The sequence below is a fragment of the Thioclava sp. NG1 genome (assembly GCF_003122275.1).
Lineage (GTDB): Bacteria > Pseudomonadota > Alphaproteobacteria > Rhodobacterales > Rhodobacteraceae > Thioclava > Thioclava nitratireducens.
Genome location: NZ_QFBB01000006.1, coordinates 254,244 through 275,108, shown reverse-complemented (window position 1 = coordinate 275,108; position 20,865 = coordinate 254,244). Strand labels below are relative to the sequence as shown.

Annotated in this window: 20 protein-coding genes; 5 read left to right on the top strand and 15 right to left on the bottom strand. The window is 64.9% G+C overall.

From position 1 onward, the window contains the following. Nucleotides 1-59: 59 nt before the first annotated feature. Nucleotides 60-1,769: a methionine--tRNA ligase gene (metG, locus tag DEM26_RS13745; RefSeq protein ID WP_109172634.1), complete on the bottom strand. Its 1,710-nt coding sequence runs from the start codon at nucleotides 1,767-1,769 to the stop codon at nucleotides 60-62. 248 nt (nucleotides 1,770-2,017) lie between these two features. Here metG and DEM26_RS13740 point away from each other — a divergent pair, with 248 nt between their 5' ends. Further along, nucleotides 2,018-2,752, top strand: coding sequence for a YoaK family protein (locus tag DEM26_RS13740; RefSeq protein WP_158275125.1), 735 nt, complete (start codon nucleotides 2,018-2,020; stop codon nucleotides 2,750-2,752). 84 nt (nucleotides 2,753-2,836) lie between these two features. Here the strand turns inward: DEM26_RS13740 and rpmE are convergent, their stop codons facing one another. From rpmE to DEM26_RS13690, 10 genes are all read right to left on the bottom strand, one after another. Continuing rightward, complete coding sequence (gene rpmE, locus DEM26_RS13735; RefSeq protein ID WP_078522037.1) at nucleotides 2,837-3,058, bottom strand: 50S ribosomal protein L31; 222 nt, start codon at nucleotides 3,056-3,058, stop codon at nucleotides 2,837-2,839. Nucleotides 3,059-3,069: 11 nt separating this feature from the next. Continuing rightward, the gene (gene rplS / locus DEM26_RS13730) at nucleotides 3,070-3,447 is read right to left on the bottom strand and encodes a 50S ribosomal protein L19 (protein WP_075775806.1); all 378 of its coding nucleotides are present in this window, start codon (nucleotides 3,445-3,447) and stop codon (nucleotides 3,070-3,072) included. A 280-nt stretch (nucleotides 3,448-3,727) separates the two neighbouring features. Further along, entirely contained in the window at nucleotides 3,728-4,561 is an 834-nt protein-coding gene (trmD, locus tag DEM26_RS13725; RefSeq protein WP_109172632.1) for a tRNA (guanosine(37)-N1)-methyltransferase TrmD, read from the bottom strand. After that, entirely contained in the window at nucleotides 4,554-5,369 is an 816-nt protein-coding gene (locus DEM26_RS13720) for a hypothetical protein (RefSeq protein ID WP_109172631.1), read from the bottom strand. Before DEM26_RS13720 ends, trmD begins: the two co-directional genes overlap by 8 nt. A 4-nt stretch (nucleotides 5,370-5,373) precedes the next feature. Further along, nucleotides 5,374-5,880, bottom strand: coding sequence for a ribosome maturation factor RimM (gene rimM, locus DEM26_RS13715; RefSeq protein ID WP_075775809.1), 507 nt, complete (start codon nucleotides 5,878-5,880; stop codon nucleotides 5,374-5,376). An 83-nt stretch (nucleotides 5,881-5,963) separates the two neighbouring features. After that, nucleotides 5,964-6,335, bottom strand: coding sequence for a 30S ribosomal protein S16 (gene rpsP, locus DEM26_RS13710; RefSeq protein WP_075775810.1), 372 nt, complete (start codon nucleotides 6,333-6,335; stop codon nucleotides 5,964-5,966). 45 nt (nucleotides 6,336-6,380) lie between these two features. Beyond that, nucleotides 6,381-6,677, bottom strand: coding sequence for a chorismate mutase (locus DEM26_RS13705; RefSeq protein WP_088727862.1), 297 nt, complete (start codon nucleotides 6,675-6,677; stop codon nucleotides 6,381-6,383). Continuing rightward, nucleotides 6,674-7,216 (bottom strand): GNAT family N-acetyltransferase, encoded by a 543-nt coding sequence (locus DEM26_RS13700; RefSeq protein ID WP_075776005.1) that lies wholly within the window; start codon nucleotides 7,214-7,216, stop codon nucleotides 6,674-6,676. Before DEM26_RS13700 ends, DEM26_RS13705 begins: the two co-directional genes overlap by 4 nt. Nucleotides 7,217-7,221: 5 nt before the next feature. After that, nucleotides 7,222-8,721: a signal recognition particle protein gene (gene ffh, locus DEM26_RS13695; protein WP_088735938.1), complete on the bottom strand. Its 1,500-nt coding sequence runs from the start codon at nucleotides 8,719-8,721 to the stop codon at nucleotides 7,222-7,224. Nucleotides 8,722-8,927: 206 nt separating this feature from the next. Next, complete coding sequence (locus tag DEM26_RS13690; protein WP_109172630.1) at nucleotides 8,928-9,500, bottom strand: FMN-dependent NADH-azoreductase; 573 nt, start codon at nucleotides 9,498-9,500, stop codon at nucleotides 8,928-8,930. Nucleotides 9,501-9,623: 123 nt separating this feature from the next. Here DEM26_RS13690 and DEM26_RS13685 point away from each other — a divergent pair, with 123 nt between their 5' ends. Then, the gene (locus tag DEM26_RS13685; protein ID WP_075775814.1) at nucleotides 9,624-10,520 is read left to right on the top strand and encodes a LysR family transcriptional regulator; all 897 of its coding nucleotides are present in this window, start codon (nucleotides 9,624-9,626) and stop codon (nucleotides 10,518-10,520) included. 1 nt (nucleotide 10,521) lies between these two features. On the opposite strand, the gene DEM26_RS13680 is transcribed toward DEM26_RS13685, so the two are convergent. Genes DEM26_RS13680 through DEM26_RS13665 form a run of 4 tightly spaced genes read right to left on the bottom strand, consistent with a single transcriptional unit; the run spans nucleotide 10,522 to nucleotide 15,391 of the window. After that, nucleotides 10,522-11,721: an OpgC family protein gene (locus DEM26_RS13680; protein WP_109172629.1), complete on the bottom strand. Its 1,200-nt coding sequence runs from the start codon at nucleotides 11,719-11,721 to the stop codon at nucleotides 10,522-10,524. Further along, nucleotides 11,714-13,528, bottom strand: coding sequence for a glucans biosynthesis glucosyltransferase MdoH (gene mdoH / locus DEM26_RS13675; protein WP_109172628.1), 1,815 nt, complete (start codon nucleotides 13,526-13,528; stop codon nucleotides 11,714-11,716). The genes DEM26_RS13680 and mdoH overlap by 8 nt, the downstream gene beginning before the upstream one ends. Nucleotide 13,529: 1 nt before the next feature. Next, nucleotides 13,530-13,742, bottom strand: coding sequence for a hypothetical protein (locus DEM26_RS13670; RefSeq protein WP_075775816.1), 213 nt, complete (start codon nucleotides 13,740-13,742; stop codon nucleotides 13,530-13,532). Further along, a complete protein-coding gene (locus DEM26_RS13665; RefSeq protein ID WP_109172627.1) occupies nucleotides 13,739-15,391 on the bottom strand; it encodes a glucan biosynthesis protein in 1,653 nt (550 codons plus the stop codon). Before DEM26_RS13665 ends, DEM26_RS13670 begins: the two co-directional genes overlap by 4 nt. A gap of 416 nt (nucleotides 15,392-15,807) precedes the next feature. On the opposite strand from DEM26_RS13665, the gene DEM26_RS13660 reads away from it, so the two are divergent. The 3 genes from DEM26_RS13660 to DEM26_RS13650 are packed head-to-tail and all read left to right on the top strand — an operon-like array spanning nucleotide 15,808 to nucleotide 20,854. Beyond that, a complete protein-coding gene (locus DEM26_RS13660; RefSeq protein ID WP_109172626.1) occupies nucleotides 15,808-18,804 on the top strand; it encodes a monovalent cation/H+ antiporter subunit A in 2,997 nt (998 codons plus the stop codon). After that, nucleotides 18,804-19,142: a Na+/H+ antiporter subunit C gene (locus DEM26_RS13655; protein ID WP_088722908.1), complete on the top strand. Its 339-nt coding sequence runs from the start codon at nucleotides 18,804-18,806 to the stop codon at nucleotides 19,140-19,142. The genes DEM26_RS13660 and DEM26_RS13655 overlap by 1 nt, the downstream gene beginning before the upstream one ends. Beyond that, nucleotides 19,142-20,854 (top strand): monovalent cation/H+ antiporter subunit D, encoded by a 1,713-nt coding sequence (locus DEM26_RS13650; protein WP_109172664.1) that lies wholly within the window; start codon nucleotides 19,142-19,144, stop codon nucleotides 20,852-20,854. The genes DEM26_RS13655 and DEM26_RS13650 overlap by 1 nt, the downstream gene beginning before the upstream one ends. Nucleotides 20,855-20,865 lie beyond the last annotated feature (11 nt).

The following is a 20,865-nucleotide window of genomic DNA, read 5'->3' as shown; positions in this document are numbered from 1 at the left end:
TGCCCAAAGATCCCGGGATGAATTCGCGAAAGCTTAGAGGGGCAGCGCCCCTGATGGCCTCAGTCGCGGGTGCCCGCGAACCGCTCCTGCCACTCTTCGCGCTCTTCATCCGTGATCTTGCGGAAGAGCACCTCGGGCGTGGTGAAGGCATGGCCCGCGGGCAGCGCCTCTAGCGCGGTCTTCACATCGCCCGGCCAGTCGCGATCCTCGTCGCCCATCGCCTCGAGCATGATCTTCGCAGCATCGGGAATGAAGGGCGCCGAGAGCACCGCGTAGATCGGGATAAGGTTCAGCGCGAGCCTTGCGATGGCTGCCGCCTGATCGGGATCGGTCTTGAACACCGACCACGGTGCCGACGCCTGCAGGTATTCGTTGCCCGCGACCCAGATCCCGCGCAGCTCCATCGCCGCCTTGCGGATATCCTTCTCTTCCATATGCGTCTCGTAGGCGCGGATGCGGGTGGTCAGATCCTCGATCAGGGCCGCTTCCTGCTCGCCCCAGCTGCCGCCTTCGGGGATCGCTTCGCCGAATTTCGAGCGGGTGAACTTGGTGATCCGGCTGACGAAGTTGCCCAGCACATCGGCAAGGTCCTTGTTCGCCGAGACCTGGAAATTCTCCCAAGTGAATTCGGCATCCGCGCTTTCGGGCGCGTGGGACAGAAGCCACCAGCGCCAGTAATCGGCGGGCAAAAGTTCCAGCGCCTGATCCATGAAGACGCCGCGACCGCGCGAGGTCGAGAACTGTCCGCCATCGTAGTTCAGGTAATTGAACGACTTGATGTAATCGACGAGCTTCCACGGCTCGCCCGAGCCGAGGATCGTCGCGGGGAACGAGAGCGTGTGGAAGGGCACGTTATCCTTGCCCATGAACTGCGTGTAGGTCACGTCCTCCGCACCCTTGTCGGTGCGCCACCAGCGCTCCCAATCGCCGCCCGTCTTCTCGGTCCATTCCTCGGTCGCGGCGATATATTCGATCGGCGCGTCGAACCAGACGTAGAAGACCTTGCCTTCCATGCCCGACCACGGCGCGCCTTGGAATTGCGCGGGCACGCCCCAGCTGAGATCGCGAGTGATGCCGCGATCCTGCAGCCCGTCGCCGTCATGGAGCCATTTCTTCGCGATCGAGGTGGTCAGCACCGGCCAGTCGGTCTTGCTGTCGATCCACGCATCGAGCTGATCTTTCATCGCCGACTGGCGCAGGAAGAGGTGCTTGGTCTCGCGCATCTCCAGATCGGTCGAACCCGAGATCGTCGAATGCGGGTTGATCAGGTCGACCGGATCAAGCTGCTTGGTGCAGTTGTCGCATTGGTCGCCGCGCGCGCTCTCGAAGCCGCAATTGGGGCAGGTGCCCTCGATATAGCGATCCGGCAGGAAGCGCCCGTCGGCCTTGGAATACATCTGGGTTTCCGAGACTTCACGGATCAGCCCGGCCTCGGCCAGCTTCACGGCGAAATGCTGCGTCAAGCGATGGTTTTGCGGGCTCGACGAGCGCCCGAAGTGATCGAAGCTGAGGCGGAAGCCTTCCGCGATCTTCGCCTGCACCTCGTGCATCTCGGCGCAATACTCGGCGACCGGCTTGCCCGCTTTCGCTGCGGCCAGTTCGGCGGGGGTGCCGTGCTCGTCGGTGGCGCAGATGAACATCACCTCGTTGCCTCGCGCGCGCTGGTAGCGGGCGAAGAGATCAGCCGGCAGCTGCGAGCCCACGAGATTGCCGAGGTGCTTGATGCCGTTGATATAGGGAATGGCCGAGGTAATGAGATGGCGCGCCATGTAGGACCCTCTTGCTGTGGAGCGTTTGGGCGCGGGTTTACTAGGGAATCATGCGAAGGGCTAGGGGGGAGCGCCGAGACGCGCCCGCTTGCGGCTTTGCGATCAGTCGAGGGTGTAGACCTTGCCGATTGCGCCATCGGTTTCGCGTCATGTCTCGGTGCCGGCGCGCTGATAAAAGGCGAGTGCAAAGAGGGCGCGCGCGTCCAAGGCTTGCTTTTGCGCGGGTGGCGTCGATAGTCGGGGCGAGAGTGCAAAAGCGTGGGGGGCAGGCGGTGCTGATACATGCCGGAGACGATCGGAGCGTTTCGATCGACCTCGCGCTGGCGGTCTGGCTGTCGCTGGTCGCGGGTGCGGTGAATGCGGCCGGGTTCAGGGCGCTCGGCTATTTCTCGGCCAACATGACCGGGAATGTCTCGACCGCGACCGACCTGCTCGCGCTGGGGCGGTTCGGCACGGCGATCTGGTTCCTGCTGCTGCTTCTGGCTTTCGTCTTCGGCGCCTTTGCGTCTGGCGTGCTGATCGACGTGGGGCAGCGCCGGCGGTTGCACGGGATCTACGCGCTGTCGATCCTTCTGGAAGCAGGACTGCTGATCGTGCTGACGATCCTGGACATGGTCTGGGCCGCGGCGATGAGCGAGCATCTGATGATGATCGGCCTCAGCTTCCTGATGGGGCTGCAGAACGCGGCGAGCACGAAAATCTCGGACGGGCGGGTGCGCACGAGCCACGTGTCCGGCATCGCGACCGATCTGGGGCTGGAGCTTGCGGCGCTATTGCCGGGCGCGCGCGATGCGGAAACCAGGCAGGTGTTGCGATCGCGGCTCCTGCTGCATGTCGCGACGCTGTGTTCCTTCTTCGCGGGCGGCATCGCAGGCGTGCTGGGATATGAGCGCATCGGCCCGATGGTCTTCGCGCTGGCGGCGGCGCTGCTGATCGTCATCGCCGTGCCGGAACTGCGCAAGGTCTATCGCGGGGGGCGGTGACCCTCGCGGCTATGCACATGACGACACACATGAAAAAGGGCGCCCGCGAGGCGCCCTTTTCCGTAACAGTCATGCAGCTCAGGCTTAGAAGCCGAGGCCGGCATACTTGTTCTTGAACTTCGACACGCGGCCACCGGTGTCCATGAGGCGCGACGAACCGCCGTTCCACGCCGGGTGCGAGGTCGGGTCGATGTCGAGGGTGAGGGTGTCGCCCTCGGAGCCCCAGGTCGAGCGGGTCTGGTATTCGGTCCCGTCGGTCATCTTGACGGTGATCGTGTGGTAGTCGGGATGGGTTTCGGCTTTCATCGTCCCGCTCCTTATTTCGCAGCTTTGGGCTTGTAGTGGGTGTCTTCGGCGATACGAGCCGACTTACCGCGACGGGCGCGCAGGTAGTACAGCTTGGCGCGACGCACGCGGCCACGGCGGACCACTTCGATCGAGTCGATGTTGGTCGAATACAGCGGGAACACACGCTCCACGCCCTCGCCGAAGGAGATCTTGCGCACGGTGAACGAAGCCGCCAGCGTGTCGCCGCCCTTGCGCGAGATGCAGACGCCTTCATAGGCCTGCACGCGCGAACGGGTGCCTTCGGTCACTTTGTAGCCGACGCGAATGGTGTCACCGGCTTTGAAATCCGGGATGGTCTTGTTGAGCTCGGCGATTTGTTCCGCCTCGAGCTGTGCGATCAGGTTCATCGCAACGTCCTTTCACATGCTCACGGTTTGTCCCGTGAAGGTTTCGCCGCCTCAGAGCTCCGCGTCTTCATCGGGTCCGGTCGCCTTTTCAGGGTCGCGCCCGCGGGAGATTTCAGGTCGTCTTTCGCTTTTTGCGCCCTTCGCCGGTGCCGTGACGCGGGCCGAAGAAGGCGCCGCCGGGCAACAGCAAAAGGGTCCGAGGGCCGATTCCGGTCCGGACCCGCGCGTATTACGGGGAAATGGGGTGTGGATCAAGCCTGTTTTATAGGGGCGCGCGGGATCAGCTGGATGAATCGTCGTTTGAGGGAAGCCCCCGCTTCTCCCACAGATCCGGCCGCCGCTCGGCGGTGAGCTTTTCGCTCATCTCGCGGCGCCAGTCTTCGATCTTCTTGTGGTTGCCCGAGGTCAGCACTTCGGGGATCGAGCGGCCTTCCCATTCGGCGGGGCGGGTGTATTGGGGGTGCTCCAGCAATCCGCTGGAATGGCTTTCCTCCACCGCGCTCTCGGCATTGCCCAGCACGCCCGGCAGCAGCCGCACGGTGGCGTCGATCAGCACTTGGGCGGCCACCTCGCCGCCGGTGAGGACGAAATCCCCGATCGAGACTTCCTCGACGCCGAAATGTTCCAGCACACGCTCGTCCACGCCCTCGAACCGCCCGCAGAGAAGCGTCATGCCGTCGGCCTCTGCGAAGCGGCGCGCCATCTCCTGCGTCAGCGGCTTGCCGCGCGGCGAGAGATAGACGACCGGCCAGCGCGCGCGGTCGGGCGGCGTGCCGCGGGCGGCCTGCTTGAGCGCCTCGCCCACCACATCGGCGCGCAGCACCATCCCAGCGCCGCCGCCGGCGGGCGTGTCGTCGACATTGCGGTGCTTGCCAATGCCGAAGGGGCGTAGGTCGATCGTCTCAAGCGCCCAGAGACCCAGATCGCGAGCGCGGCCCAGAAGGCTCAGGCCCAGCGTGCCGGGGAAGGCCTCGGGGAAGAGCGTGACGATCTTCGCGGTCCACGCGCCTTTCAGCCGCAGCGGCTCGTCCATCAGCGAGCTGGGCTTGCGCGTCGGCGAGATCGTCAGGCGGCCATGCGACTTGGTCGCGAGCTTGGGTTTGTCGTCACTCATCGGATTTCGCCTCTGCCTCTTCGCGCCATGCCGCTCGCAATATGGCGCGCTTTTTCTCTTTTGTGGCCTCGCGCGGCAACCCTTCGGCGTTGATCGCGGCGAGTTGGTCGGCCAGCGCCGCCCGATCCACCCGCCGCGGGCGCGCGTTGGCCGTGGTCCCGACGCCAAGCGACGCGCGAAATTCGGGGGGCACGCCCATCAGATCAAGAAGCGGCGTCAGCGGGCCGTGAGGATTATCGCGGGCTTCGTCGAGCATGACCCAGTTCACCGGGAAAGGCGCCACGGCGCTTACGATCTCACGCAGAACAGGGGCGAGATCGAAGCCCGACAGTCGAGTGCGAAAGGTGTCGAGCGAGTCCGTCAGCATGCCGCTGCGCACGTGCTGCCAATGCAGGCTGTCGATCCATGCAGTCTTCTCGCGGGTGGTCAGAAAAAGCTGCAACTCCAACGCGTCTTCGTATTTCGCGCGGAACATCTCGGCCAGCGCGCCCATCAGGGCTGGCGTGGCGGAATAGTCCAGCACGCCATCGCGCCCCGGCATGTGGCCTGCGAGCCCTTCGATCGAGATCACGGCTTGCCTGGTGTCTTCGGGGAGGGCATCGGCCCAACTGGCGAGCGCGGCCTGATAGAGCCCCAACTCGAACGGGTCCCGCGTCAGCGAATAGGCGCGGGCAGCGGCGGCCGCGTCGGGAATGTCTTCGCGCAGCGCAATCACCCAATCGGGCAGATGGGCGCTGACTTCGCGCAGTCCGGTCTGGATCGTGGAGGTGCCGGTCTTGTGAAAGCCCGGATGGACGATCACACGCATCCGATTACAGATCCTCGGGCGGATCGACGACGATACGCTGCGCGGCGAGATCCACGGTCGGCACGATGGCCTTGGTGAAGGGCAGTAGCAGCGCCTGTTTGCGCCCGGGCGCGTAGATTTCGAGAATGTCACCCGCGCCGTGATTGTGTACCGCGCGCACGGTGCCGATCTTGGCGCCGCCGGTGTCCACCACCGTCAGCCCGATCAGGTCGGCATGATAGAATTCGTCGTCAGGAAGCGAGGGCAGCTTGTCGCGGTCGGCCCAGAGGGTCGTGCCCCGCAGCGCATCGGCCTCTTCCTTCGTGGCCACGCCCGACAGCCGTGCGCCAAGCCCGTTCTTCAGGCCCCGCGTCAGCGTTACGTCGAACTGGCGTGCGCCGTCTTCGGTATAAAGCGGGGCATAGCCTGCGATATCCTCGGGTTCGGCGCAGAAACTCTTGAGGCGCACTTCGCCCTGCACGCCGAAAGCTCCGGCAATGGCACCCACGCAGACGCGTTCGGGTTGGGTCATGATGCGATCCTCTGTGCTAGATCGGATGGGGCAGGGGCCGGGCACATATCGCGCCCGGCCCACCAGCCATCCATAGCTGCCGATTATTCTTCGGCGGGTGCTTCTTCGGCGTTCGCCTCGGCGGCCTTGGCGGCACGCTGTTCGGCGCGCTCCTGGGCTTTCTTGCCCGGAACGGCTTTCTTCATGTTGGCGCGGGTCGCCTTGCTGCGCTCGCCAGCGGCTTCGAGGAAGCGCGCGATGCGGTCGGTCGGCTGTGCGCCCTGGTCGAGCCAGTACTTCACGCGCTCGATGTTCATTTTCACGCGGTCTTCGCTGTCCTTCGGGAGCAGCGGGTTGTAGGTGCCCAGCTTCTCGAGGAAGCGGCCGTCACGCGGCATGCGCGAGTCGGTAGCGACGATCGAATAGAACGGACGCTTCTTGGAGCCCCCACGGGCGAGGCGGATTTTCATAGCCATGTCAGTTGTCTCCTTTGGATGGCTGGTGATGGGCCGGATGGCCCGTCATTTCTGGAATTTCTCGTGATGCCGGATCACTTCCGAAATCACGAAATTGAGGAACTTCTTCGCGAATTCCGGGTCGAGCCCGGAATCGCTCGCCAGCTTTTCGAGCCGGGCGATCTGCTTGGCCTCCCGATCGGGATCGGAGGGCGGAAGGTCGTGCTCTGCCTTCAGCTTGCCGACGGCCTGCGTCTGGGCAAACCGTTCGGCCAGCGTGTAGATCATCACCGCATCGAGCCGGTCGATGCTGTCGCGATGTTCTTTCAGCAACTCAGCGGCACGGGTGGTTGCATCTCTCATGCGGCGGCCTCCTTCGGGGCGGGGTGGCGCCAGACGACGATCGGCGGCTCCCCGGGATAGGCGGCCTGCGGGTCGGGGCGCGCGCCCAGACGCTCGGCCAGCGCGGTCGAACGGGTGTTGTTCGGGTCGATATAGCTGACAGCGGTGGACCATTTCAGGTCGCGGAACGCATGAGCGATCACCGCGCGCGCAGCCTCGGCCACGTAGCCCTTGCCCTCGGCCTCCTGTGACCAGACCGACCAGGCGATCTCGGCCTCGGGCCAGCTCTCGGGCATCCAGGGGCCGAGCGCCCCGAAACCCTGATCCGAGCCGCGCTCGGTCATCACGAACATGCCCCAGCCGCGCAGGACCCAATGGCCGGCGATCGCCGCGAAGCTGCGCCATGCGGCTTCGGGGGTCGGCTCTTTCACCGGCCGAAACCAGTGGCTGCGCTCGGACATGTAGAAATCGCGCCATGCCGCCCAATCCGCAGCCTTCGGGGCGCGGAGCACGAGACGCTCGGTCTCGAGAACAGGCGTGGGGGACAGCGCGACGGTCATCTCGATCACTTCTTCTTGCCGAAGCCCGAAAGGCCCGGCGGCAACGCGCCGCCCAGACCGGGCATGCCGCCCTTGGGCATCTTGCCGCCCATCGCCTTGGCGGCGGCTTCGACCTCGGACGGATCCATGTTTGCCAGATCCGGCGCGCCGCCGCCTTTGCCGCCCATCATCTTCATCGCCTGTTTCATCATGCCGCCCTTGCCCATCTTCGAGAGCTTCTTCATCGAGTCGGACATCTGGCGATGCATCTTCAGCAGCTTGTTGAGATCGGACACTTCGAGGCCCGCGCCCGCCGCGATCCTCTTCTTGCGGCTCGCCTGAAGGATCTGCGGGTTGGCGCGCTCCTTCTTGGTCATCGAGTTGATGAGCGCGATCTGGTGGCTGATCGTCTTGTCATTCAGCCCGGCGTCTTCCGCCTGCTTGGCGTATTTCGACATGCCCGGCATCATGCCCATGACGCCCTGCATCCCGCCCATCTTGATCATCTGCTCAAGCTGGTTCTTCATGTCGTTCATGTTGAACAGGCCCTTCTGGAAGCGCTTGGCCATGCGCTCCGCCTGTTCCTGTTCCAGCGTTTCCTGTGCGCGCTCCACGAGGGCGACGATGTCGCCCATGCCGAGGATGCGGCCCGCGATACGCTCGGCCTCGAAGGTCTCGAGCGCGTCCATTTTCTCGCCCAGACCCACGAAGCGGATCGGCTTGCCGGTGACCGCGCGCATCGAGAGCGCCGCACCACCACGACCGTCGCCGTCCATCCGGGTCAGCACGACGCCCGAGACGCCGACCTTCTCGTCGAACTCGGTCGCGACGTTCACGGCATCCTGACCGGTCAGGCCATCGACGACGAGGAGCGTCTCACGCGGGTTTGCGACATCGCGCACCGCCTGAACCTCGTCCATAAGCACTTCGTCGATATGCAGACGTCCCGCGGTGTCGAGCATGTAGACGTCATAGCCGCCGAGCGTCGCTTGCTGCTTGGCGCGCTTGGCGATCTGCACGGCGCTTTCGCCCTTCACGATCGGCAGCGTGTCGACACCGATCTGGGTGCCGAGGATCTGCAGCTGCTCCATTGCCGCCGGGCGGTTGGTGTCGAGCGAGGCCATCAGCACGCGCTTGCCTTCGCGGTCCTTGAGACGTTTGGCGAGCTTGGCGGTGGTGGTGGTCTTACCCGAGCCCTGAAGACCGACCATCAGGATCGGCGCGGGCGGATTGTCGATCTTCAGCGCATCGGCAGGCTCTTCGCCCGCGAGCATCTTGATCAGCTCGTCATGAACGATCTTGACGACCTGCTGGCCCGGCGTGACCGATTTGGTGACCGCGGCGCCGGTGGCCTTGCCCTCGACCGATTTGATGAACTGACGGGCGACCGGCAGCGAAACGTCAGCTTCGAGAAGCGCGACGCGCACTTCGCGCATGGCCGTTTTCACGTCATCGGCGGAAAGCGCACCTTGTTTGGTCAGCCGGTCGAAGACGCCGCCTAGGCGCTCGGATAGACTTTCGAACATGGGCCACCCTCCTGTGATTGGGGCCGGGACAAACGACAAGCGCACCAGTGGGCGCAACGCGCTGACTGGTGGCGATCCCGACCTCATGCCGGGACCGGAGGGATTCGTCCTCCGGGGAAATCTCGCGTGAACTATGACAAAGGCCCCGCGGAGTCAACCACGGGGCCAGTCGGGGGAGGTAGGGAACGTCTTTGCAGGCTGGGGGATCAGGCTGCGAGCTCGATGATCTGGGTCTCGGCCTTGGCGATCGCCGCCGCCTCGTCGAGGTTCACGCCTTCGGCTGCGACCACGGTCACGTCGGTGATGCCGATGAAGCCCAGAACCTGCTTGATGTAGGGCGTCGCGAAATCGAAGGCGGAGCCCTGCGGCACGCCGCCCGAGGAGTAGGCGATGATGACGCGCTTCGGGCCGGCGAGGCCTTCGGGACCGGCATCGGTGTAGCGGAAGGTCTCGCCCACGCGGCAGACCATGTCGATCCAGTGCTTGAGCGGACCGGTGACGCCGAAGTTGTAGACGCCGCAGCCAATGACGATCGTGTCGGCGGCCTTGAGTTCGGCGATCAGCTCGTCGGACAGGGCGAGCAGGTCTTTCTGCTCGTCGCTGCGCTGGTCGGCCGGGGTATAGGCTGCGCCGATCCATGCACCGTCGATGGCGGAAATGGCGGTCGCGTCGCGGGCGGTGACGTCGCCGCCGATCCGCTCGACGATCTTGTCCGTGAGGCGTTTGGAGATCGACGCGTCGCCTTTGATGGAGCTGTCGATACGAAGGGTCTTGGTCATGGGGAGGACTCCGTAAAACGTGTTCGATTTGGGGTAGTGATTTTCGTTCTGCGCCTTACTTGTCCCTTGCAATCCAGAACGCAACGGGCATGATCGAGCAGATTATGTTCACGGGCGCACAGCATGAGCTTTGACAGTTGGGATGAAATCCGTACCGCGTTTCACGTGGCGCGGATCGGCACCGTTTCGGGTGCAGCGGAGGTTTTGGGCGTTCACCACGCGACGGTGATCCGTCATGTCGACGCGTTGGAAGACAAGCTGGGCACGAAGCTGTTCCAGCGCCATCCGCGCGGCTACACGCCGACCGAAGCGGGGCAGCAACTGCTCTCCGTGGGGCAGGCGACCGAGGACCAGTTCAGCCAACTCGCCGCCCGGATCGCGGGCGCGGGCGACGAAGTCACGGGCGAGCTGATCGTGACGTCGCTGACCGCGGTTTCGGTGCTGGTGCTGCCCGCGATGGAAAAGCTTCTGGGCGAATATCCCGGGCTGCGGCTGCGCTATCTGACCGATCAGCGCGTGTTCCGGCTGGAATATGGCGAAGCGCATGTCGCGATCCGCGCCGGCAACCGCCCGACCGAGCCCGACAACGTCGTGCAGTCGCTGGGCCGGATGCAGAATGCGCTCTATGCGAGCCACGCCTATGTCGAGCGCTTCGGGATTCCGCGGTCCAAGGAAGAACTCGCAAAGCATCGCTTCGTGTCGAACGACAACCGCGACAGCCGTGCGCCGTTCTACCGCTGGCTGCGCGACAACGTCCCCGACGAGCAGGTCGTGTTCCGCGCGAACGAGCACGAGAGCCAGGTCGATGCGATCAAGGCGGGTCTGGGCTTGGGCTTCCTGACCGTGCCGATGGGGCGCGCCGATCCGACGCTCGAAGAGGTGGTGAAGCCCTATGATACCTGGGACACCAACCTGTGGCTGGTGACCCATGTCGATCTGCACCGGACGCCGAAGGTTCAGGCCGCCGTGAAGGCGATCAAGGAACAGGCGGCGCGCTCGGACGGTCTGATCCTGAACTGAGCTATTCTGCGGCGTGCAGCCGCCGGACCGGAGCGGGCGCAGGCTCTGTCTCGTCGCGGGCCTTCCGGCGCCGGGCCACAGCCTTCGCGCCGAAATTGTCGCGCCCGTAGGCGAAGGCGAATTGCAGCGCGAGCCCGCCGAAGATCAGAATGCTGTCCTGCCAAATCCCGCCCGGATGTACCTGCTTCACCGTCTGGCCCGCGATCGCCAGCACCGTGCCGAGCGCGAAGATCGGCAGCGAGTGGCGGCCCAGCATCCGGATCGGCTCCAGCACGCGCGCCTCGGCGATGCGCGGGACGATCCCCGGCAGCGACAGGATGTAGGCGAGCGCCAGCAGGTGCAACAGGCGCGGCAGCGACACGAATGTCTTGTCGAAGCCCGCGATGAAGAAGGGCACGTTCCACTGGCGCAACTGCCAGACCGCGTGGCCAAAATTCTTAAGCATCCAGTCGTTGTGAATCCACACGAAGGTCAGTGCCAGCCAGCCCGCCGCAAGCGCGATGATCCAGCCTTTCACAGGCACGAGCCGCTTGCCTTGGCGCAGCGAAAGGCCCGTCAGGATGCCGAGGCTGAACACCAGTTGCCACGCCAGCGGGTTGAAGAACCAGCCGCCTTCCATCGGGTAGTTCGGCAGGTTCAGCCGGAACAGCCCCGTCGCCGCCCAAAGCCCGACCGAGGTCGCCAGCAGCGCCAATTTGCTGCGCTGACCGATCCGGATCAGCGCGGGCGCCATCAAGAGAAGCGCCATATACATCGGCAGGATGTTCACATAGCCCAGCTGGTGACCTAGCGTCGCGATCCCGATCAGGAAGCCAAACGGGTCTGTGCCATAGATCTTCATCGCGTTCTTGGACAGCATCGCCTCGTTGCCCCAGAACTGCACGGCGGCCGAGACGATGGCGATCGCCCAGACTGCAGTCAGGATATGCACGAGATAGAGGAGCCACGCCCGGCCCCAAAGTCGCGAGGTGCCTTCCCAGCTCAGCCCCTTGGCCAGTGCCGGACCGTAAGCCAGCGCGGCGGCAAGGCCGGACATGAAGACGAAACCCTCCGCCGCATCCGAGAAGCCCAGATTGCGGGAGGTGAAGTTCTCGTAGAGATTGCCCGGGATGTGATCGATATAGATCATCACCAGCGCGAGGCCGCGGAACAGGTCGATCCGCAGGTCGCGCCCGGGTTTCATCAGCGCGATATTACGCATGTGCGGGGCTCCGGTGAGGGGCGTCCGCGAAACCGGCGCGGTCGCCCTCGGGGGCCGGGAAAGCGTTTTCCCAGCGGGTGAAGATCGCGTCGTGCAGACGCAGGATGCGCGGCGTGTCGATCTCGCTAGGCACCAGCATCAGCTGCGAGGCCGAGGGTTGCGACGACCACGAAATCAGCCACGGCGCGGCGATCATCGGCAGACCGACCGGCAGCAGCCAGAACAGCAGGCCGGGCGCGAGCCACCACGTGACGGCAAGGCCCGCAGCACCGATGGCGACAATCCACCACGCCGCGTTGAACCCGTCGGCCACGCTCAGCCGTCCGTCGCCGCGGTTATTGGTGGGCCAGCCGCCATCCGCTCCGAACAGCACCTGAAAGACCGAGCGCGTGGCGAAGGCCAGCAGCACCGGGGCCGTGAGCGAGGAGAAGAGCAGCTCGCTCAGCGTCGAGGCGAAGGCGAGGTTGCCGCCGCCGAAGCCGCGCGACGTGCCGTTCATCGCGGCGCGCGCGGCGATCAGCAGTTTCGGCACCAGCAGCAGGCCGAAGATGCCGATGGCGAGGCCGATCGCCTTCGAGGCCTCCGACGGCGGGAAATAGGGGAAGGGCCAATAGGGCTCGGGGAAGTAATCCGGCGGCGGCACGAACAGGGGCGCCGCGATGGAGGCCACGAGAAATCCCAGCCAGAACAGCGGCGCGATATAGGCCATGATGCCCTGCGCAAAGACGAAGCGCGACCAGCCACGCAGCCCCGGCGCGCCGATGATGCGCGCATGTTGCAGGTTGCCCTGACACCAGCGGCGGTCGCGCTTGGCGTGATCGACGATATTCTCCGGGCCTTCCTCGAACGAGCCCTCCAGATCGTCGTCGAGCCGCACAAGCCAGCCATTGCGCGCCAGAAGTGCCGCCTCGACATAGTCGTGGCTCATCACATGCCCGCCGAAGGGCGGTTGCCCCCTCAGCGCGGGCAGGCCGCAGCTTTCGGCGAAAGCGCGGGTGCGCACGATGGCGTTGTGGCCCCAGAACGGGCCGGTCCTGCCCTGCAGCATCGCCAGGCCACGCGCGAAGACGGGTGAGAAGAAGCTGGCCGAGAATTGCATCGCCCGAGCGAAGCGTGAGCGACCCCGCACGACTTTCGGGAGGGTCTGCAGCAGGCCAAGACGGGGCTCGGCCTCGATCCGACGGATCATCTGCAGGATCGTCTCGCCTTCCATCAGGCTGTCGGCATCGAGGATCAGCGCGAAGTCGTAGGCTGCGCCGGAGCGGGTGATGAAATCCTCGATATTGCCCGCCTTCTTGCCCACGTTGTTGGTGCGGCGGCGATAGAAGAACCGGCCAAGCGCGTCGCGCTCTTCCACGAGATGGGCGAAGACCTGCAGTTCGCGATGGGCGATGTCGTCCTTGCGGGTGTCCGAGAGGATCGCGAAATGGACCTCCGCGTCGTCGTCGGTCGCGGCGAGCGAGGCATCCATCGCGGCCACGCGCGAGAAGGTGGAGACCGGGTCTTCGTTATAGACCGGCACCAGCACGACCGTGCGCCCTTGGATCCGCGCATGGGGGTCCACCCGCGGCGGTGGTTCTGCACGCGAGGTGAGGCCGATCAGTGCCTGCACAGCGCCCCAGGCGAGCCAGAGCGTCGAGATCAGGATCAGCAGCGCGCGCACCACGTCGAGCGTTTGCAGCCCATCGGCCTGCCCGAACTGGATGAACAGTACGAAGGCGCCGATGCCCGCAAGCGCTGCAAGCCCGAGCGCCAGAGCGCGCAGGCCGATCAGCAATGCGCCACGGGGGCGCGCTAGCGCGGACATGTCAGGTGCCTTCCCCGACCGGGCGGCGGGTCAGCATCCGGGCGAGCCGGGTACTCAGCCGAAGATCGGGTTCGATCTGTTGCGCAGGCATGGACATCGGGGCGACCGGCAGCGCGGCGGGCCCCTCAACGAGGTCTTCGGGGGCCAGTCGGCGCAGGGCGCTCGGCTGGTCGGTCAGCGCCGGCACGGCCGGCAGCTTCAGGTGTGATTTCATGCTTTGGTCCACTGATAGAGCCAGGTCTCGGATAGGTTCCGTCCAAAACCGGCTAGTGTCGCAGAGAGTTCCACCGGCGCTTCGCCATCGGCGGAAATATCCAGAACGAGACGCCAGACATTGTCCTGCTCGACCTTCGACAGGGCTTGAGTCACGATCTTGCCCTTGTTCGCGTGGGTGACCGGCTTGATCTCGTCGACAGCCGGTGCGGGGAGGCGCGAAATCTCTCCGCCTTTGAAATCAATGACGAATTTCCGGGTTCCCTTAGTGTTCTCGACGCCCGACACGCCGCCGGTTCCGGCCCATGTCTGGTCGACATAGGCGCGTTGATCGCTCGGATCGGGGGGAAGGTCGCCCCATTCGAGGCGATAGGCGAATTCCAGCGCATCGCCTGCTTTTGCCGGAGCTTCGGGCACCCAGAACGCGACGATATTGTCGTTCACTTCGAGTTTCGAGGGAATCTCGACCAGGCGAACCATGCCCTTGCCCCAGTCGCCCTGCGGCGTCACGCGGACCGAGGGGCGACGCTCGTAACGGGCCGAAGCGTCCTGATAGTGATCGAACTCGCGCTCGCGCTGATAGAGCCCGAAGCTTTTCGGCGCGCTCTCCGCGAAATAGGAGGAGGCGAGCGTGTCGGGGTTCTGCAGCGGCCGCCATAGCTTGTCGCCATCGGCCTGCTCGATCGCCAGCCCGTCGCTGTCATGCACGCGCGGGCGGTAATCGTCGAAATCGTGCCGGTTGCGCGGTCCGTAGAGGAACATCGAGGTCAACGGCGCCACGCCGAGCTGCTGGATATCCTCGCGGATGAAGAGGCGTGCGGTCACGTCGACCGCGGTCGCCTCGCCGGGCGTGATGACGAACTTGTAGGCCCCCGTCAGCGAGGCCGAATGCATCTCGGCGAAGACGGTGATCGAGTTCGCGCCCGAGGTCGGCGTCTCGACCCAGAACTGGGTGAAGCGCGGGAATTCCTCGGCGACCGAGACGCCGGTATTCACCGCCAGCCCGCGCGCGGAGAGCCCGTAGGCCGAGCCGCGCCCGAGCGCGCGGAAATAGGATGCGCCCTGAAACGCGATCAACTCGTCCATGACATCGGGGCGGTTGATCGGCGTATTCAGCCGGAAGCCCGCGATGCCCGGCAGATCGGCATGTTCGGGGACGATCTTGCGCGCCTTGCTTTGATAGATGAAATCGTCAGTCGAGAAGGTCATCGGCCGCGCTTGCCCGTTCTCGACGCTGGAGAGATGCACCGGCTCCTTGAAGAGCCAGCCCAGATGGAAGGCCTGCAACTCGAAACGCGTGTCCTCGATATTCTCGAAGCGCGACTTGTCCGGGTCGAAGCGGATCATCCGGTAGCTGTCGTAATCCAGCTCGCTCAGGAAATCGGCCGAGCTGGTTTCCGGCGGGACAGCTTCGCCCTTGGCGGCTTTCTGCATCCGCGCCGCGAGATCGTCGAAGGAAAACGGCGATTGCTGCGGTGCGGCGGGAGCCGGGGCAGGGGCGGTCGAGGGCTCGGCCGGGGCGGCGCTATCTTGCGCGAGCGCATGGTTCGGCCAGCCTCCCGTCGCGCCGAGCGCGCCAAAAGCGGAACCGGCGGCGAGGAGCTGACGGCGGGAAAGGCGGGGCACTTGCACAGTGCGGGAATGAGACATCTGTTTCCCTGCGATTACAGTCGCTTCGCGCGGCCTCACAAGGGCCGTGCTGCAATTTGCATATCCACATGACTTGAAAAACTGCAAGAGGCGAAGCGAGGCCGCTGGGGCGGACAGGGCCGAGCCATGCGATTCTCGCATAACACCGCCCATCCATGCATCGAAAAGCGCAATTTCCCGCCGATTCCGCGACATTTTCGCCGCAGATTGCTGCGCCTGCAAAGGGCGCCGCGCGGGCGGGTCGCTGTCGCATTCGGGCGGCACCGGCACAATGCCTTGCGATTCTGGTCAGGAAACGTCTTCGTGAAGCTTGACAGCCATGTCCCCTGTGCGCAGGTAAAGTAAAGCTTGCGCGGGGGGAGAGTGCGGTCGCATCCATCGCCCCAAGGCCCGCCAGAGAACGGACCGGAGAGAAGATGTCGCCTGCCCTGATCGCCGCTTTGCCCTTCCTGGGCGCAGCCATGCCGTCGATCCTGATCCGCACCGGACGCACCAATGCCGCAGCGGTTTCGGCCCTTTTCACGGGGCTTGCGCTGCTTGGGTTGTTGCTCAACCTGCCGACCGTGATGGCGGGGGGTGTCGTCGAGACGAAGATCGACTGGCTGCCTTGGCTGGGCCTGAACGTGAATTTCTGGATCGACGGTCTGGGGATGCTCTTCGCGACACTGATCCTCGGGATCGGGTTGCTGATCATCCTCTACGCGCGGTTCTACCTGTCGAACAGGGACCCGGTTGGCCAGTTCTACACTTACCTGCTTCTGTTCCAGGGCGCGATGGTGGGGATCGTGCTGTCCGACAACATCCTGCTGCTGCTGATCTTCTGGGAGCTGACCTCGCTCAGCTCCTTCCTGCTCATCGGCTATTGGAAGCACCTGCCCGCGGGCCGTCAGGGCGCGCGCATGGCGCTGACCGTGACCGGCTTGGGCGGGCTCTCGATGATCGCGGGGATGCTGATCCTCGGAAATATCGCGGGCAGCTACGACATCTCCGAGATCCTGAAGCACAAGGACGCGATTCAGGCGAGCCCCTATTACATCCCGGCCCTGCTCCTGATTCTCGGCGGTGCGTTCACCAAATCCGCGCAATTTCCGTTCCATTTCTGGCTGCCGCACGCGATGGCCGCGCCGACGCCGGTCTCGGCCTATCTGCATTCTGCGACGATGGTGAAGGCGGGGCTGTTCCTGATGGCGCGGATGTGGCCGGTGCTCTCGGGCACGCCGGAATGGTTCTACATCGTGGCGAGCGTGGGCCTGATCACCATGCTGATCGCCGCCAAGATCGCGATCTTCAAACATGACATGAAGGCGTTGCTGGCTTTCTCGACCGTCTCGCATCTTGGCCTGATCACCTTCATGCTGGGGCTGGGGACCGAGGCCGGTGCGCTGGCCGCCGTCTTCCACATCATCAACCACGCAACCTTCAAGGCGGCGCTTTTCATGTCGGCGGGCATCGTCGATCACGAGGCGGGCACGCGCGACCTGACCCGCGTCTCGGGGCTGCGCAAGCTGATGCCGATCACCTTCGTGATCGCGACCATCGCCGCGCTGTCCATGGCCGGGATTCCGCTGTTCAACGGCTTCTTGTCGAAAGAGATGATGCTGGAAGCCGCCGCCCATACCAAATGGCTCGAAAATGTCTGGCTGATCCCGGTTCTGGCGACCGTCGCGGCGCTGTTCTCGGCCACCTATGCCTTCCGCTTCATCAGCCACGGCTTCTTCGGCCCGCCGCCGCAGGATCTGCCGAAGACCCCGCATGATCCGCCTTTCGGCATGTGGATCAGCCCTGCCTTCCTGTCCTTCCTTGTGATCGCGATCGGCCTGTTTCCGATGGCGGTGGCGGGCGGCTATGTCCAGATGGCGACCAATGCGGTCGTCGGTGGCGGCTATCACATGCACGAGCTGAAGATCTGGCATGGCGTCACGCCGGCGTTGATCATGTCGGCCATCGCGGTCGCCGGCGGTATCGCGTTGCTTGCTGCACATCGTCCCTTCCAGCGCCTCTGGGACACCACGCCGCGTCCCGAGGCCAAGGCGATGTTCGACTGGGTGATTGCGCGCGCGCAGAGTCTCGCGGGCTGGATCACGCAGGCGCTGCATAACGGTGCGATGGCGCGTTACCTGATGCTGTTCACGATTACCTCGGTCGGCGTCGGTCTTTACGCCTTCACGAGCGGCACGCTGGGCCCCCAGACGCGGGCGCTGACGCCGGTGAATGGAGCTGCGGTAACCTCGTGGCTGCTGTTGCTGACCGCGACGATGTGCATCGTCGCCTTCCATCACAACCGCATCCTCGCGCTGGTGCTGATCGGGATCGTCGGCCTGACCGTCTCGGTCTCCTTCATCTTCCTGTCCGCGCCCGATCTCGCGCTGACGCAGATCTCGGTGGAGGTCGTGACGACGGTGCTGATGCTTCTGGCGCTGAACTTCCTGCCGAAGATTACCTCGATCGAGTCGAGCCGGATGAAGATCAGCTTCGATGTGGTGCTCTCGGTCGTGGCGGGCGTCGCGGTTTCGGGGCTGATCTACGCGCTGCTGACCCGCGATTTCGCCTTCCCGACGATGTCCGGCTACATGCTCGACAACAGCTATAACCTCGCGGGCGGGGATAACGTGGTGAACGTGATCCTCGTGGACTTCCGTGGCTACGATACCTTTGGCGAGATCACGGTGCTCGGCATCGCCGCGCTGGTGATCTTCGCGCTGACCGAGGCGCTGCTGCAGGGCGCCTCGTCGCGCAAGCTGATCGCATGGCGGCCCGACGTGCCGCGCGGCGGCGACAAGCACCCGCTGATGCTGCTGATCGTGACGCGGGTGATGATGCCGATCGCGCTGGTCGTGGGCCTGTATATCTTCCTGCGCGGCCATAATGCGCCCGGTGGTGGCTTCATCGCCGGTCTGGTGATCGCGATCGCGCTGGTCACGCAATACATGGCCTCGGGCTTTGCGTGGACGCAGGCGCGCCAAAAGGTCTATTACCACGTGCTGATCGCGTCCGGCGTGCTGGTCGCAGGGATCACCGGGGCAGGGGCCTTCTTCAACGACATGCCCTTCCTGACCTCCGATTTCGGCTACGTTAAACTGCCCGGCCTCGACAAGTTCGAGCTGGCGACGGCGGCGGGCTTCGACCTTGGCGTCTTCCTTGGCGTCGTGGGCTCGGTGATGCTGGCGCTTGGCGGTTTGTCGCGCCTCGCACGCCGTGCCGCTATGGGTGAGGAAGGCGGCGAGGACGGTGCGCATATCGCCGCCGAGAAACCTGAAGCCCGCGTGCTCGCGCCACTCTCGGCCGGGCCATATCCACCAGACGCCAAAGTGCCGCGCCGCTGGTGGAAGACCGCCCGCGCCGCGCGCGAAGCCACCCAGCACGAACGTGACATCGTGCACGAGAACAAGAAGAACCACGGGGGCGATCACTGATGGAAGTGCTCGTTGCATCGGCCATCGGCGTGCTGACCGCCGCCGGCATCTACATGATCCTGCGTCTGCGCACCTTCCCCGTGGTGGTGGGCATGTCGCTGCTGTCCTACGCGGTGAACGTCTTCCTGTTCGCCACCGGTCGTCTGGTGATCAACCAGCCGCCGATCCTGCGCGAGGGCGTGACTTCCTATACCGACCCGATCCCGCAGGCGCTGGTGCTGACCGCGATCGTGATCTCCTTCGGGATGACGGCGGTGGTCGTTATGCTCGCGCTTGGCGCCTTCATCGAGGCGGGCAATGACCGCATCGACCTCGAGGAAGAGGAGGACGGCCGATGATGGAACATTGGATCATCGCGCCTGTCCTGATCCCGGCGATGCTCGCACCGCTGATCGTGCTGTGGATGCGCTACGATCTGGTCACGCAGCGCGTGGCCTCGATCCTCGGCATGTCCGCGCTGGTCGTGCTGGCGATCGTGCTCATGACCTCGGCTTCGATGAACCCGCCCGAGGTCTACCGCCTCGGTAACTGGGAGCCGCCCTACGGCATCGTGCTGGTCCTCGACCGGCTGTCGGCGCTGATGCTGCTGCTGACCTCGATCCTCGGCCTCGTGATCGTGCTCTATGCGATAGGCTCGGGCTGGGACAAGCGCGGCTGGCATTTCCACTCGCTGATGCAGTTCCAGATGATGGGGATCAACGGTGCCTTCCTGACGGGCGACGCGTTCAACCTGTTCGTCTTCTTCGAGGTTCTGCTGATCGCCTCCTACGGTCTGATGATCCATGGAGGCGGGCGCGCGCGGCTGAAATCGGGCGTGCAATATGTCGTCTATAACCTCGCGGGCTCGACGCTGTTCCTGTTCGCGCTGGGTACGATCTACGCGACGGCGGGCACGCTCAACATGGCGGATCTCGCGGTGAAGGTCGCGCAGATGCCGGTCGAGCAGACGGCGCTGATCAAGGTCGGCGCGGCGCTGCTGATGGTGGTCTTCGCGGTCAAGGCGGCGCTGGTGCCGCTGCAATTCTGGCTGCCCGCGACCTATACCAACGCGCCCGGCCCGGTGGCGGCGTTGTTCGCGATCATGACCAAGGTGGGCACCTACGCGATCGTTCGCGTCTACACGCTGATCTTTCCGATCACCGGCACCACCGGCACGCTTGCGCATGACATCCTGCTGCCCGCCGCGTTCCTGACGCTGGCGATCGGGATGATCGGTATTTTCGGGGCGCGCGATCTGGGTCGCACGGTCGCCTATGCGGTGATCGGTTCGGTCGGCACGATGATGCTGGGCTTCGCGCAGTTCACCCAAGGGGCAACCTCAGCAGGTCTCTACTACATGGTTCACTCGACGTTGGTGGCCGCGGCGATGTTCCTGATTGCCGATCTCGTGCGCGAGCGGCGCGGCCGTTGGGGGCTCGGCTATACCGATGCGCCTCTGATGAAGAACCACGGGCTGATGGCCGGGATGTTCTTCGTGGGCGCGATCGCGATGGCGGGGATGCCGCCGCTGTCGGGCTTCCTCGGCAAGCTGATGATCCTCGACGCGACGCGCGGCCAATGGGCGCTCTGGGCCACGGTTCTCGTGACCTCGCTGATCGCCATCGTGGGCTATGCCCGGGCGGGTAGCCAGGTGTTCTGGCGTTCCTACGCCGTCGAGGCCGAGGAGGACGAGCTGCCGGCCGGGCCTAAGGATGCGAGCGCGCCGGGCCTCGCCTTCACCGCGACCGGTGTCCTGCTGGCGGGCTCCGTGGCGCTGACCGTGCTGGCCGGACCTGCGAGCAACTGGCTGCAGGGCACCGCCGCGCAACTCTTCACGCCGTCGCAATATATCGACGCGGTTCTCGCGGGCGCCGAAGCACGCGCGCAGGAGGCGGCGAAGGTCGGCGCGCATGAGCATGGCCATATGGAAGTGAGCGAGGAGATGCAGGCGGAGGACGGGCATGGTGGCGACACCGGTGTCGCGGACCCGCACGCTGCCGACGGTCAACCGGCCGGTCAGACCGACACCCACACCGAGACGGGGCAGGATGCCCCCGCCGCGGCGCATTGAGGGGAGCAAAG